This window comes from Oceanobacillus kimchii X50, assembly GCF_000340475.1.
GTDB lineage: Bacteria > Bacillota > Bacilli > Bacillales > Amphibacillaceae > Oceanobacillus > Oceanobacillus kimchii.
In genome coordinates, this window is record NZ_CM001792.1 from 528,741 (window position 1) to 543,421 (window position 14,681).

Annotated in this window: 12 protein-coding genes; 10 read left to right on the forward strand and 2 right to left on the reverse strand. The window is 35.4% G+C overall.

Features of this window, described 5'->3' with window-relative positions:
* Positions 1-214: 214 nt before the first annotated feature.
* Both C794_RS02965 and C794_RS02970 read left to right on the forward strand, forming a co-directional pair.
* Positions 215-412 (forward strand): cold shock domain-containing protein, encoded by a 198-nt coding sequence (locus C794_RS02965; protein WP_017795660.1) that lies wholly within the window; start codon positions 215-217, stop codon positions 410-412.
* A gap of 79 nt (positions 413-491) precedes the next feature.
* The gene (locus tag C794_RS02970; RefSeq protein WP_017795661.1) at positions 492-785 is read left to right on the forward strand and encodes a hypothetical protein; all 294 of its coding nucleotides are present in this window, start codon (positions 492-494) and stop codon (positions 783-785) included.
* 91 nt (positions 786-876) lie between these two features.
* On the opposite strand, the gene C794_RS02975 is transcribed toward C794_RS02970, so the two are convergent.
* Positions 877-1,773, reverse strand: coding sequence for an NAD(P)-dependent oxidoreductase (locus tag C794_RS02975; RefSeq protein ID WP_017795662.1), 897 nt, complete (start codon positions 1,771-1,773; stop codon positions 877-879).
* Between the two features lie 204 nt (positions 1,774-1,977).
* Between C794_RS02975 and C794_RS02980 the strand changes: the two genes are divergently transcribed.
* Positions 1,978-2,652, forward strand: a complete 675-nt coding sequence (locus C794_RS02980; protein WP_017795663.1) for a yteA family sporulation protein — start codon at positions 1,978-1,980, stop codon at positions 2,650-2,652.
* Positions 2,653-2,943: 291 nt separating this feature from the next.
* On the opposite strand, the gene C794_RS02985 is transcribed toward C794_RS02980, so the two are convergent.
* Entirely contained in the window at positions 2,944-4,317 is a 1,374-nt protein-coding gene (locus C794_RS02985) for a S1C family serine protease (protein WP_017795664.1), read from the reverse strand.
* 162 nt (positions 4,318-4,479) lie between these two features.
* Here C794_RS02985 and C794_RS02990 point away from each other — a divergent pair, with 162 nt between their 5' ends.
* From C794_RS02990 to treC, 7 genes are all read left to right on the forward strand, one after another.
* The gene (locus tag C794_RS02990; protein ID WP_017795665.1) at positions 4,480-5,163 is read left to right on the forward strand and encodes a response regulator transcription factor; all 684 of its coding nucleotides are present in this window, start codon (positions 4,480-4,482) and stop codon (positions 5,161-5,163) included.
* 2 nt (positions 5,164-5,165) lie between these two features.
* On the forward strand, positions 5,166-6,536 hold the full coding sequence (locus tag C794_RS02995; RefSeq protein WP_017795666.1) for a sensor histidine kinase: 1,371 nt from the start codon (positions 5,166-5,168) through the stop codon (positions 6,534-6,536).
* A 248-nt stretch (positions 6,537-6,784) separates the two neighbouring features.
* Positions 6,785-8,608: a translational GTPase TypA gene (typA, locus tag C794_RS03000; protein ID WP_017795667.1), complete on the forward strand. Its 1,824-nt coding sequence runs from the start codon at positions 6,785-6,787 to the stop codon at positions 8,606-8,608.
* Between the two features lie 267 nt (positions 8,609-8,875).
* On the forward strand, positions 8,876-9,940 hold the full coding sequence (locus C794_RS03005) for a PQQ-dependent sugar dehydrogenase (RefSeq protein ID WP_017795668.1): 1,065 nt from the start codon (positions 8,876-8,878) through the stop codon (positions 9,938-9,940).
* Between the two features lie 76 nt (positions 9,941-10,016).
* Positions 10,017-10,811, forward strand: a complete 795-nt coding sequence (ytvA, locus tag C794_RS03010; protein WP_017795669.1) for a YtvA family blue-light photoreceptor — start codon at positions 10,017-10,019, stop codon at positions 10,809-10,811.
* A 184-nt stretch (positions 10,812-10,995) separates the two neighbouring features.
* Positions 10,996-12,888 carry a PTS system trehalose-specific EIIBC component gene (treP, locus tag C794_RS03015; RefSeq protein WP_051042492.1) on the forward strand — a complete coding sequence of 631 codons (1,893 nt, stop codon included), beginning with the start codon at positions 10,996-10,998 and terminating at the stop codon, positions 12,886-12,888.
* A gap of 130 nt (positions 12,889-13,018) precedes the next feature.
* On the forward strand, positions 13,019-14,680 hold the full coding sequence (treC, locus tag C794_RS03020; RefSeq protein WP_017795671.1) for an alpha,alpha-phosphotrehalase: 1,662 nt from the start codon (positions 13,019-13,021) through the stop codon (positions 14,678-14,680).
* Position 14,681: the final 1 nt, after the last annotated feature.

Consider the following 14,681-nt stretch of genomic DNA (forward strand, 5'->3'; position numbering starts at 1 on the left):
GTGATTTTTTTATGGGAAGTTGAGCGGGTGAATAGCGAATAATGTCAGATTTTGCGCTAAGATAAACGCTTGCAATTTACTGACAAAAAGAGTAAAATAAAGTTGCAAAAGGAAATTGGAGTTTCAGAAATACTTTACGGTCTCTTTTTCAAGATGATGTAAAAGTATTTAGGATTCAATTTACTTGCAGATCTTGTTAAAGGAGGTCATTTTAATGACTGGTAAAGTAAAATGGTTTAATGCAGAAAAAGGCTTTGGTTTCATCGAGCGTGAAGATGGAGACGATGTATTCGTACATTTCTCAGCTATCCAAGCTGAAGGTTTCAAAACTCTTGAAGAAGGTCAAGATGTAGAATTTGAAATCGTTGAAGGTAACCGTGGCCCACAAGCTGCAAACGTTGTTCGTTTATAATTAATCATTAAAATAAACAAGGACTACCAAATCGGTAGTCCTTTTCTTCTTTTTACTGCGTTAGAAGGGAAGTGTTCATATGGGAAAAAATGAAGAAGTAATTCGTCAATATCAAGAAGATGAAAAAAGAATGGTACTTATATTTGCGCAATGGTGCATCAACCATCAACTAGACCCATTTGCTGTTTATGGAGAAGCTTATCCAACACAAATGAATAATTCCATTCTTAAAGAAGTTATTGATTGGACAGTTGATGCTTCAGAGTCAGATCCGATTGATACGGAAATGATTATTCAGATCCTTCAAGCGTATGGCAATGATGATTTAGCAATGATAGTATTTGAAAAAAGCCAAGAGATGAAACAGAAATAGCTGAATCATTTCTTGGCTATTATATTACTATAAAAGGCATTCGGCTTAGATTTTGTAATTGTTACTTCCACTTATCAAAATCCAAATATATCTATACTGTCATTTCTGATCTGTAGGCAAGAGTTTTAATTAACGCTTGGGTTCCACTATCCTGTTCACCCATATTTGCAAGTTCTTCATATAATTTTATAGCTAGCTTTAATCCTGGAGTATCCAATCCGAAATCTTGAGAAGATTCAAGAGCAATTTTCATGTCTTTAATAAAATGTTTTACATAGAAGCCTGGAGCAAAGTCATTTTCAAGCATCCTAGCTCCCAATTTTGAAAGTGAGAAACTAGCTGCAGCACCAGTAGAAATGGTAGCCAATACTTTTTTCGCGTCTAGTCCAGCTTTTTTTGCATATAGTAAGGACTCACAAACTCCAATCATGTTGGAAGCAATCGTTATTTGATTTGACATTTTAGTATGCTGACCAGCTCCTGCAGGTCCTTGGTAAGATATATTTTCTCCAAGAACTTGAAAAACAGGAAGAACGTAATCATATACACTTCTTTCCCCACCTGTCATAATAGCTAAGGTGCCACTTTCTGCTCCGATATCTCCTCCTGATACAGGGGCATCTAATACGTACAAACCATGTTTTTTTCCGACCGAAAAAATTTCTTCAGCTAATGATGGTTTAGAAGTAGTCATATCAATGAGATAGGAACCTTCTTTGCAATTTTTTATTAAACCTTGATCACCTAAATATACTTCTTCCACATCAGAAGGATAACCTACCATGGTTATAATTACATCACATTGTTTTGCCAATGTTGGTATATCCTCATCCCATTTTGCACCTATATTTAATAAATCATCAGCCTTGGATTTTGTTCTTGTGAATATTCGTAAATAATAACCAGCATTGATTAAATTTTTTGCCATGCTTTTCCCCATTACTCCAGTACCTATGAAACCTATCGTAGTTGTGTTAGCTGACAACATTTTACATTCTCCTTATTTTAAGACCTATACAACAATTCTACAAAATTCCAGTGAATCCTTCTTTTACTTAATAGAAAAATTATTCAAATGTCTTGTCAGTAACTGGAATGATTGAATAGGAATCATTCATCTAAAATCACACATAGTATAACTAGCCATTATTTTATTGTATCAACGTAGCATGTACCAAAAGGGGGAGAAAAAATGATATCCAAACAACAGCAACTTGAATGTAAGGAAGCATTGCTGCAAAGGCAATCGACGTTAATTGAACAAGTGCAAAAGCATACTTTTGGATTGGATGTAGAGTTTGCACGTGAGGATGTCGGAGAACTATCCAATTATGATAATCATCCTGGAGACACTGGGACGGAATTATTTGAAAGAGAAAAAGATATTTCTTTGCAAGAGCACACGGAAAAAGAATTAGAGGACATTAATAAGGCATTACATTCATTAGAAGAGGGGAGTTATGGTATATGTACGGTATGTGGAGAAGATATACCGTATGAAAGGTTAGAGGCAATACCAACCACTGATCGTTGTATCGAGCATGCAAATGAAGGTGGTAGAGAAAGATACCGGCCAACTGAGGAGCAATCGTATAGTCCTAACCTCAATCCAGATGAAGAATATGAAGACGAACAAAATGTGTATGATAAAGAAGACACATGGCAAGATGTTAGTCGGTATGGAACATCAGAAACCCCTTCCGATTTATATGGAGACCATGAAAACTATGATGATATGTATGCTAATAGTGAGGAGCTAACAGAAGATATTAGTGATTTTGCTGCAGCTAATATTTACGGGGAATTTGAAAAAGTAATGCCAAATCATGAGAAGTATGAAGCTGATTTAGATGAAGAATGGAATTAACGAAGATTGGATTTAAAGTATGTAATATTAATTGAAATTGCGTAGGATTAATAAGAGTGGGACAAAAGTTAATTTGGAATAAATAGGTTTTGAAACCCGCTTCAGTAATATACACCGCTTTCCGTGGGCGGCAGGTGAGCCTTCGTTTGCTATATGCAATCCGGAGTCTCATCTATGCCTTCTCCCCACAAGGGGCCAGGTATATTTCTTACGCTTGTTTTATCCTAACATCCGCTTCTTTTGCCCCAATTTTTTAATGTCCCAACCTCTTTGAAATAAACCTCTAAAATATTATTCTGTCTGAAATTCATCTAATTTTAATGTGATGGAATGTACTTCACCATCACGAACATATTCGATTTTAACATGTTCACCAGCTTCTCCATTCTCATAGAGATGTTTACGTAATTCTATAATAGAAGTTACTTCATTATCATTGACTTTAGTGATTACATCAAATTGTTCCAGTCCAGCGTTATCTGCTGGAGAATTAGCTTGAACATCTGCAATAACCATACCGCCTTTCACATCATCTGGAATTTCTATCTCAGCATGATATTGTGCAGGCACTTGATTTAGTGGAGCTGTACTAATTCCGATAAGTGGACGAGACACTTCACCTGCTGTTTCTAACTGTTCAATGATAGGTAATGCTTCATCAACTGGGATAGCAAATCCAATTCCTTCTACACTGCTTTGTGCAATTTTCATGGAATTGATGCCAATAACATCTCCATTTTCATTAACTAATGCTCCACCACTGTTTCCGGGATTAATAGCAGCATCAGTTTGCAATACTTCAGTAATCCAATCTGCTCTACCATCACTATTGGTATCTACTTCCACAGAACGGTTTAACCCACTAATAATTCCTTTTGTAACTGTATTTACAAATTCCATACCAAGTGGATTTCCGATAGCAAGTACGGTCTCTCCAACTTGTGTATCTGCACTAGAACCGAAGTTAGCGATTGTATCTACATTTTCGCCATCTATTTCAAGTACTGCCAGGTCACTTAAAGAGTCTACGCCAAGTACTTCAGCAGAAACACGGTGCTCTTCATCTATAACGACTTCTACTTCTTGTGCTCCATCAACAACATGTTGATTGGTTACAACATAAGCAGTGCCGTCTTCTTTTTTATAGATAATACCAGAACCAGTGCCTGCCTCTTGACTACCCTCCCACACACTTTGCTGTTGCTTATTAATTACACCAACAACAGCTTTAGATACTTCATCGATATTTGTGGATTTTTCCGCATCATCAGAAGCTAAAGTCTGAACAATATTAGACGTTTCATTATCACCTTCTGAATTATCTTGATTACTTTCTACTGAATTATTAGAAACAGGGAGTATATTGTTACCTAACAGCATCAAGATAATAAGTGAGGAAATTATCCCGCCAATAGCTCCTCCAGAAAAACTTCGTAACCATCCCCGACGTTGTTTGTTTTTTGCAGCTTTTGAAGTTGAGGAATTGCTATCAATATCGTTTTCTGATGTAGAAGCAGTTTCATTATATGGAGATGAATGGTCATCATAATAAGTCTCATCACTACTCTCTCTATCTTGTCGCTCTTGTTCAATATTTGAAGGACTTTCTCGATTCTCCTCTTCTGGAAAATTTCTTTCATCGTTATTATTGTCTCTATAATTCATGCAAAGCACCTCCAATGGATGTTGATATCCTTATTATAGGTGGTTTGAAAGGTAATCATTTGGTACAAATGTGGAAAAAATGTGTAATGACACCTTCTATTGTAATTATTAAATGAATTATGTAAAAATGTATATAACTATAAAAAGAAAAGGTGAAGGTCAATGACAGTTCATATTGGTCTAGTTGAAGACGATACAAACATTCAAAATATTGTTTCTGCGTATTTAAAAAAAGAAGGATATCAAACTACAATTTTGGATAATGCAGAGGATGGCTGGAAGCTTTGGGAAAACAACCCACCTGATATGTGGATATTAGATATTATGTTACCAGGAATGGATGGATATGAATTCTGCAAAAAAATCCGTAATGAAAGTGATGTTCCCATTATCATTATTTCTGCAAAAGATGAAGAAATTGATAAAATACTTGGACTGGAATTAGGTGGGGATGATTATTTAACTAAGCCGTTTAGTCCTAGAGAGTTAATAGCTAGAGTGAAGAGATTATTTAAACGTTCAACTTCACAACGCCAAGATGATGTGGAAGAAGACCGCGTAAAAGTAGATCAGCTGCTGGTATACAAAAATGAACGACGGGTATTTTTTGAAGGAGAAGAATTTGAAACAACGACGAAAGAGTACGATATGCTTCTTTTACTTGCAGAAAATCCAAACAGAGCATTTTCAAGAGAAGAGTTGCTTATGAAAATTTGGGGAAATGATTATTTTGGTAGTGATCGTGCAGTTGATGATTTGATTAAACGAATACGTAAAAAAATGGGCAATATTCCATTAGAGACCGTATGGGGATTTGGATATCGCTTAAGAAAAGATGAGGAATAACAATGAAGCTTCAGTCTCAATTAAACGCTGCCTTTACGGCATTACTTCTAGTTATAATGACAACGGCGGGCTACATTATTTATTCTTTGATATTGGATCTACTCATTCAAGACGAAAAAAGACAACTAGCTGAAACTGGGGAGCTGTTGGTTAGTTTTCTTAATGAACAATATAATGATGATGTCAATAATTATCAAAATATAAATGATTTCTTACAAGATCAGGATTTACAGTTATTCTTATATGATCGAAATTTAGACACAGTATTATTTTCAACTATGAATATTACGGTCGTAAATGAATTTTTCCAACAAAACAATTTTGAGAATAATGAAGAGTTTCTATGGGAATATGGAAATGATAATTTTGTTACGTCACGTATTATTTTCTCCCCGGAGCAAACTGGATTGGAACTTATCCTATTAACTCCGATGCATGATTTGCAAGTGGTACAGCAAAATTTCTTTGTTCGTCTTCTTTTAGTATTTCTTGTTGGGGCGGTAGCTGCTGTTATACTTAGTTATTTCATGACGAATAAGCTTGTGACGCCATTGTCGCAATTGAAAACCGAGTTAAAAAAGGTAGAAAACCGTCAGTTTGATCGAATGAGAAGGGTGAAAGCAACTGGAGAAATAAAAGAAGTAGAGCAAAGTGTATATGATATGGCTCAAACGTTGGAGCAATATATGAAATCCCAACAAACATTTTTCCAAAATGCGAGTCATGAATTAAAAACACCATTAATGACGATTCAGGGATATGCTGAAGGTATAAGAGATGGAATTTTTGATGAAAAAGATACAGAAAAAGGATTAGAAGTAATGGTTACAGAGGTGAATCGACTGAAAGGAATCATTAATGAAATGATTTTACTTGCAAAATTAGATACGGAGCCTGCTGAATATACTCCTTTTCCACTTAAGGCGGATCAATTTGTACGCCAAGTAGTCGACCGAGCACATCCAATAGTAAGTGAAGAAGGTATAGAATTAAACCATCAAGTAGAGAGCGGGATTATCATTTTTGCAGATGAAGAGAAATTACTTCGTGCTTTACTTAATGTTGTATTCAATGGAATTCGTCATTCGAAATCAACTGTAAATATACAAGTATATGAAAAAGAGCAAAAGGTAATGATTGATGTAGAAGATGACGGGAGCGGTATAACAGAAGAAGATGCAGAGCATATTTTCCATCGATTTGTAAAAGGGAAAGATGGCGAGACTGGTCTTGGACTAGCAATAGCTCGTGCAATCATTGAACAAGCAGGTGGTGCTATTTCTGCATCGAATTCTGAAATTGGTGGAGCCAAATTCACTATTCAATTGCCTAGATACCAGTCGACAGATGACAATAAACAAAAGTCAAAATAACTTTCTATTTGTTACGCATGTAACTGATAGTAATACTTTTTAGACTGTGCGACTTATTGAAAAGTTGACTAGGGGATAAACTGTCGGTAATAATTCGTTTCTGTTGGTCATTTGAGACATAGCCTTATAGCATTAATATACATTGCGAGAAGAACGAAATTCCTACTGTATATATTTTCACTTTGTTTGGTTATATGATATAATTAATTGGTTATTCATTTTGAAGATGATAGAGGAGCGTAAAATTTATGCAATTAAGAAATGATATTCGCAATATCGCAATTATTGCGCACGTTGACCACGGTAAAACAACGCTTGTGGATCAACTATTAAAATATTCTGGAACTTTCCGAGACAATGAGCATGTCGATGAACGTGCAATGGACTCTGGAGATATAGAACGTGAACGTGGAATTACAATTTTAGCTAAAAATACAGCTGTTAAATATAAAGATACAACGATAAATATTTTAGATACACCTGGGCACGCTGACTTTGGTGGAGAAGTAGAACGTATCATGAAAATGGTAGATGGTGTTGCCTTAGTAGTAGATGCATATGAAGGTACAATGCCACAAACACGTTTTGTTTTAAAGAAAGCATTGGAGCAAAAATTAACGCCGATGGTAGTGCTCAATAAAATTGACCGTCCAAATGCACGCCCAGAAGAAGTAGTTGATGAAGTACTTGATCTATTTATTGAATTAGGTGCCGATGATGAACAATTGGAATTTCCAGTTGTATATGCATCAGCTATTAACGGAACTTCAGGATTAGAGCCGGAAGAACAAGAAGAAACAATGGATCCGGTTTTCCAAACGATTTTAGAACATATTCCAGCGCCGGTTGATACGAAAGAGGAGCCTTTACAGTTTCAAGTAACCTTACTAGATTACAATGATTATGTAGGGAGAATAGGTGTAGGAAGAGTTGTTAGAGGAAGTATAAAAGTTGGCCAACAAGTGGTTGTATTAAAACAAGACGGATCTCAGAAATCATTCCGAGTTTCTAAGCTGTTTGGATTTATTGGATTAAAACGTATTGAAATCCAAGAAGCTATAGCTGGTGATATCGTTGCACTTTCTGGTATGGAAGATTTAAACGTAGGAGAAACAGTATGTCCTGTGGAACATCCAGAGGCACTGCCTTGGTTACGTATTGATGAACCAACGTTACAAATGACATTCTTAGTCAATAATAGTCCTTTTGCCGGTAAAGAAGGAAAATTCATTACTTCTCGCAAAATTGAAGAACGTTTAATGAAACAGTTGGAGACAGATGTAAGCCTACGTGTAGACCCAACGGAATCACCAGATGTATGGACGGTATCTGGTCGTGGAGAGTTGCATCTATCTATTTTGATAGAAAACATGCGTCGTGAAGGTTATGAATTACAATTATCCAAGCCAGAAGTTATCATTCGTGAAATTGATGGTGTGAAATGTGAACCAGTAGAACGCGTACAAGTAGATGTACCAGAAGAGTACACGGGTGCAATTATGGAATCGCTAGGTGAACGTAAGGGTGAAATGATTGATATGGTCAATCAAGGAAATGGTCAAGTCCGTATTGAATTTAAAGTTCCTTCTCGTGGATTATTAGGTTATACTACTGAATTTATGTCGCAAACTCGTGGATACGGTATTTTAAATCATACATTTGATGCTTATGAGCCACTTATTAAAGGTCAAGTTGGTGGACGTCGTGAAGGTGTGTTAGTTGCACTGGAAAACGGAAAGGCATCTACTTACGGTATTATGAATTTAGAAGATCGTGGTGTGATTTTTGTATCACCAGGAACAGAAGTATATGCCGGTATGATCGTCGGAGAACATAATCGTGATAATGACTTAACGGTTAATATAACACGTGAAAAACATTTAACTAATGTTCGTTCAGCTACGAAAGATCAAACAACAACAATCCGTAAGTCTAGAACTTTATCTTTAGAGGAAGCACTGCAATATTTAAGTGATGATGAGTTTTGTGAAGTAACTCCTGAATCCATTCGATTAAGGAAGAAAATCTTAAATAAAAATGAGAGAGAAAAAGCTGCAAAGCGTAAAGCATAATAAAAAATATTAAGCTGTCGAATTAGTTTCTATACTAGTTCGACAGCTTTTTTTTACAAGACAAGAAACAGTCATGGTCCATGTGAACCGCTTCAGAGATATACTCCGCCATTCTCACGGGCGCTTACACTTTTGCTCATAATTTAAAGAAATAAAATTGTAATAAGGGGTTTTTTTCTAGAGTAAAATGGGTAAACAATTTAGTAGTAGTTTTTTCAGTCACCATGAACCTTACTGTTGGAAATCTTATTTTATAAGGAGGATATAATGCGTATTATATACGGTCTCTTATTCTGCATCTTATTTATAACTGGATGTGCCGAACAATCCAATCCATCACCGGAAGAATCTTCAGATGCCACAACTTCGAGTAATGAGCAACAAGTCGTTGCATCTCAATTACAAACCCCTTGGGCTATTGAGCAAGTAGACGAAACGATTTATTTAACTGAACGTCCTGGTAATATAGTCGAGATCTCAGATAATGGCGAGTTAACAAGAAAGCCGGTAGAATTTATGGATGATTTAGCAGGAGAACCGGAATCTGGACTTTTAGGTATCGCATTCCCAAATGATTTTACAACTTCTAATAGAGCCTATATTTATTACTCCTATCGTAACAATAACGGTAATTTTCAACGAATTACGACTATCTCAGAACAAGGAGAATCATGGGTAGAAGAAGAAATATTGCTAGATGAAATTCCAGGTGGTACATATCATCATGGTGGAAGAATTCAGTTTGGACCAGATAATCTTTTATATATTACCGTTGGTGATGCTTCAGAACCAGAATTAGCACAAAATCTAGACAGCTTAGCAGGTAAAATTTTACGGATGAATCCGGACGGTTCCATACCAGAAAATAATCCATTTGATAATTCCTATGTGTATAGCTATGGACATCGAAATCCGCAAGGCCTGGCTTGGGATGAAAAAGGAGAATTATATGCTACAGAACATGGTAATAGTGCGTTAGATGAAATTAATTTAATAGAACCTGGAAGCAATTTTGGATGGCCTGTTATTGAAGGAGATGAAACAGGGGAAAATATGGTAAGTCCCATTATTCATTCTGGCGAAGATACATGGGCTCCATCAGGAATGGAATTTGCTAATGATGTACTCTATTTTTCTACATTAAGGGGCGAAAGTGTCAAGTCGTATAATCCTGGTGATAATGAAGTAGAAACAATATTAGAAGATGAAGGAAGAATTCGAGATGTTAAATATGGAAATAATGGATTATATATAATCACAAATAACACAGATGGCAGAAGCGATCCATCAGATAATGATGATCGGTTATTATGGATTCCATTGGAAGAGTAGTTTAGAATTCAATGATTCGTATCTTATAATTAAATAACCTATAGTATAATAAGGAATTTTAAAGGGGGAAGAAAAATTGGAACTTGATAGTAGAAAAAGAATGCATTTGCTAGAGCAAGCTTTAAATTATACACGTGTAGGAATAATCGTTACTGATCCTTCTATCGAGGATAATCCAATAATCATTGCTAATAAGGGGTTTTTAGAGCTAACTGGTTATGAAGAAAACGAAATAATTGGAAAGAATTGCAGATTCTTACAAGGTAAAGATACAGATGAACGTAGTATTCAATTGCTTCGAAAAGCAATACACAATAAAGAGTCGATCACCATTCAACTATATAATTATAAGAAAGATGGAACGGGTTTTTGGAATGAATTATCTATTGATCATATGTGGAATGAGCAAGAAAAGAAGTACTTCTTTGTAGGTGTTCAAAAAGATATTACTAATGAAAAGCAAAATGAGTTACTGTATGAGAAGAGTTTAAAAGAGATTGAAAAAATATCTACACCAATTGTTCCGATTATGAAGGATGTGTCTATTCTTCCGCTAATTGGAACCATGAATGACACGAGAATAGAAGCTCTAATAACTTCTCTCTCGGATTACTTAGAGAGTTCCGATCAACAATATTTAATTATTGATTTATCTGGTTTGTTTGAAATGGATACATATACGGTTTCTCGATTCTTGAAAATTCATCAATTTGTATCGATGATGGGAAAAGACTTACTTGTAGCAGGAATTCGACCAGATATGGCGATGAAGACTCTATCGATTCAAGATACTTGGAGTGGCATGCAAACATTTAAAGATGTAAAAATGGCAGTCGAATTCATAAAACAAAAAGAATTAAATGCTAAATAATAGAGGAATCACCGAATGGAATTGTAATTTCATTCGGTTTTTCAATTAAATGAAAGCATTTGCAAAATATGTATATACAAGTTATACTGTTAACAAACAATATACTTGTATATACAAGTTTGCGATATGAAAAAAGGAGGGGAATTCCTTGGAGGAAGCAATTAGACAAGTAGTTTTAGCGCCAATGAATGGAAAGCAAATCTCGATAGATAAAGTACCTGATCCTACATTTTCACAGAAAATGATGGGGGAAGGAGTTGCTATTGAACCGATAGAAGGTGAAGTTGTAGCCCCAGCTGATGGAAAGGTAACACTTACATTTCCTACCAAACATGCAATCGGTATAACAACAAATAATGGTTTAGAAATATTAATTCATATTGGATTGGAAACAGTAAATTTAGATGGACAAGGATTTGAAGTTCATGTGTCAAAAGGAGATCAAGTACAAGCTGGAGATAGACTAGTTAGTTTTGATCTACCGTTTATAAAGGAAAATGCAGCAAGTATCATTACACCTATAATTATTACGAATAGTAATCGTGTACATGAATGGAGTTTCTCGGAAGACCAAGAGGTAGAGAAGGGAAAATCCACTCTATTTGAAGTGAAAATGAAAACAATAAACAATGGATCTTCTTCAAAAAAAGCACAAAATCAAAAAGATGATTATGCTGAAGAAGCTAAAGCAATCGTGGAAGCGGTAGGTGGTCTTGACAATATTTATGCAGCAACTCATTGTGTTACAAGACTGCGTTTTGCATTAAAAGATGATGAAGAAGTAGATCAGAAGAAGTTAGATGAGATGGATATTGTCCAAGGAACATTTGTGACAGGCGGGCAGTATCAAGTTATCATTGGCCAAGGAACTGTAGATAAAATATATAAGTCCATGGTTAATAATGTTGGAATAAAAGAATCCTCTAAAGAAGAAGTAAAAGCAGCAGGAGGAAAAAAACAAAATGCATTACAGCGTGGTGTAAAAACATTAGCCGATATATTTATCCCGATATTACCTGCGATTGTAACAGCAGGTCTGTTAATGGGAATAAATAATTTACTTGCAAACGAAGGTGTCTTCTTTGATGCGTCAGTGGTGCAAGTATATCCTTCTTGGGCTGGAATAGCCGATATGATTAATATCATTGCTAATACGGCTTTTACCTTTTTACCAGCATTAATTGGATGGTCAGCGGTGAAGCGGTTTGGCGGTAATCCGCTTTTAGGAATTGTTCTTGGTTTAATATTAGTACATCCAGATTTATTAAATGCACATTCCTATAGTAATGCAGTGAGTAATGGAGATACTATTCCGACTTGGAATTTATTTGGATTAGAAATTGAAAAAATCGGTTATCAAGGTCAGGTCTTACCGGTTTTAGTAGCTGCTTGGGTATTAGCTAAAATTGAAATATGGTTAAGACGTAAAGTAATTGATTCATTACAACTACTTGTTGTTGCACCAGTTGCATTATTAATTACTGGGTTTCTTGCATTTACATTAATTGGACCAGTTACGTTTACAATTGGTGGATGGATAACAGATGGTATCGTAACTATATTTGAAGCAGCTCCAATTATTGGTGGAATGATTTATGGAGCAATTTATGCACCATTGGTAATCACAGGAATGCATCACACATTTCTTGCAGTAGATTTACAATTAATAGGTTCAACAGGAACGACATTCTTATGGCCAATATTGGCATTATCTAATATTGCCCAAGGTGCTGCAGTATTCGCGATGATGTTTGCATTAAAAGATGAAAAATTAAAAGGCCTGGCTGGCACGTCAGGGATTTCTGCTTGGTTAGGAATAACAGAACCAGCTATGTTTGGGGTCAACTTGCGCTTTAAGTATCCATTCATTGCAGCAGTATTAGGAACTTCTATAGCAGGGGCTTTTATTACGTTGCAAAATGTTCTTGCTACAGGAATAGGAATTGGTGGAATGCCGGCATTTTTATCTATCGTTAATCATACTTGGGGAGCTTTCTTTATCGGGATAGCAATAGTAGTCATTATTCCATTCTTATTAACGTATTTCATCGCAATAAGAAAAACAACGTACAAGTAATAAATAAGTCAGTGCCTGCAAAAAAGCAATTCCGTCTGCAATGGAAATCAAACAGCGCAGCATTCGGAATTTCATACCAAATTCCTTAATTGTGGAAATTGATTCAAATAAGTTTAGGAGTGAATTCAACATGGCAGAGTCAGCATGGTGGCAAAAAGCAGTAGTATATCAAATTTATCCAAAGAGTTTTCAAGATACAACAGGAAATGGTATGGGAGATATACAGGGGATAATTTCCAGACTTGATTATATAGAGAAACTTGGAGTAGATGTCATCTGGTTAACACCTATCTATCAATCCCCACAAAATGATAATGGATATGATATTAGTGATTATTACACGATTGACCCAGCGTACGGAACGATGAAGGATTTTGAACAACTATTAAAGGAAACACATACACGTGGTATGAAATTAATTATGGATTTAGTCATTAATCATACTTCCACCTCCCATAAGTGGTTTCAACAAGCAAAATCTTCTAAAGAAAACCCATTTCGAGATTTCTATATTTGGAAAGATCCTGTAGGGGATGCAAAGCCGTCAAATTGGAAGTCAAAATTTGGTGGATCTGCGTGGGAATTGGATGAAAATACTGGACAATATTATTTGCACTTATTTGATACTTCTCAAGCAGACCTTAATTGGGAAAATGAAGAGATGAAAACTAAACTAGTTGATATGATGGGATATTGGGCGGAAAAAGGTATTGATGGATTTCGTTTAGATGTCATTAATCTTATTTCTAAAGATCAATCCTTTCCCGATGATGATATAGGAGATGGAAGGCGTTTTTATACAGATGGACCAAAAGTTCATAAGTATTTACATGAAATGAATCAGCGCGTATTTTCTAAATACAATATGCTTACTGTAGGGGAAATGTCTTCTACTTCATTAGAGGAGTGCATCCGTTATACGAGACCGGAAAGGCAGGAATTAACAATGACATTCCAATTCCATCATTTGAAAGTAGATTACCCAGGTGGGCAAAAGTGGACGAAAGCTCCTTTTGATTTCTTAGAATTAAAACGAATCTTATCTGAATGGCAAGTTGGTATGCATGAAGGAAATGGATGGAATGCTCTATTCTGGTGCAACCATGATCAACCAAGGGTAGTATCGCGTTTTGGGGATGACAAGACGTATTGGAAAGAATCTGCAAAAATGCTTGCATCTACGTTGCATATGATGCAGGGTACTCCTTATATTTATCAAGGAGAAGAAATAGGAATAACGAATCCATATTTTGAAAATATAGATGAATATAGGGATGTTGAAAGTTTAAATGCGTTTCAAGAAATGAAAGAAGACGGCAAATCATTGTCTGACATTATGGAGATTTTACAACAAAAATCTCGGGATAACGGCAGAACTCCTATGCAATGGTCTGCAGATAAACATGCTGATTTTACAACAGGGGAACCATGGATAAAACCAGTATCAAATTATAGTACCATTAATGTAAACAGTGCATTAAAAGATAGTGAATCGATTTTTTATCATTATCAAAAACTCATTAAATTACGTAAAAAGTATGATATTATTACTTATGGTGATTATCAGCTATTATTAAAAGACCATCCATCTGTATTTGCTTATGAACGAAAATGGATGAATGAAAAAATAGTAGTTGTGAGTAATTTCTATGAAGAATCGGTTACGGTCCGTCTCCCTATCGACGAAGGAGATAAAGTCAAAGTCTTGATTTCAAATTATAAAGACGTTAAAGATTCTTTATCTGAATTGCACTTACGTCCTTATGAATCCATTGTTTATTTTATTAACTAAA

What these genes read in the sequence shown, in the direction of transcription:
- C794_RS02965 (WP_017795660.1), top strand. Translation starts at nt 215, where the DNA reads ATGACTGGTAAAGTAAAATGGTTTAATGCAGAAAAAGGCTTTGGTTTC.
- C794_RS02970 (WP_017795661.1), top strand. Translation starts at nt 492, where the DNA reads ATGGGAAAAAATGAAGAAGTAATTCGTCAATATCAAGAAGATGAAAAA.
- C794_RS02975 (WP_017795662.1), bottom strand. Translation starts at nt 1,773, where the DNA reads ATGTTGTCAGCTAACACAACTACGATAGGTTTCATAGGTACTGGAGTA.
- C794_RS02980 (WP_017795663.1), top strand. Translation starts at nt 1,978, where the DNA reads ATGATATCCAAACAACAGCAACTTGAATGTAAGGAAGCATTGCTGCAA.
- C794_RS02985 (WP_017795664.1), bottom strand. Translation starts at nt 4,317, where the DNA reads ATGAATTATAGAGACAATAATAACGATGAAAGAAATTTTCCAGAAGAG.
- C794_RS02990 (WP_017795665.1), top strand. Translation starts at nt 4,480, where the DNA reads ATGACAGTTCATATTGGTCTAGTTGAAGACGATACAAACATTCAAAAT.
- C794_RS02995 (WP_017795666.1), top strand. Translation starts at nt 5,166, where the DNA reads ATGAAGCTTCAGTCTCAATTAAACGCTGCCTTTACGGCATTACTTCTA.
- typA (WP_017795667.1), top strand. Translation starts at nt 6,785, where the DNA reads ATGCAATTAAGAAATGATATTCGCAATATCGCAATTATTGCGCACGTT.
- C794_RS03005 (WP_017795668.1), top strand. Translation starts at nt 8,876, where the DNA reads ATGCGTATTATATACGGTCTCTTATTCTGCATCTTATTTATAACTGGA.
- treP (WP_051042492.1), top strand. Translation starts at nt 10,996, where the DNA reads ATGAATGGAAAGCAAATCTCGATAGATAAAGTACCTGATCCTACATTT.
- treC (WP_017795671.1), top strand. Translation starts at nt 13,019, where the DNA reads ATGGCAGAGTCAGCATGGTGGCAAAAAGCAGTAGTATATCAAATTTAT.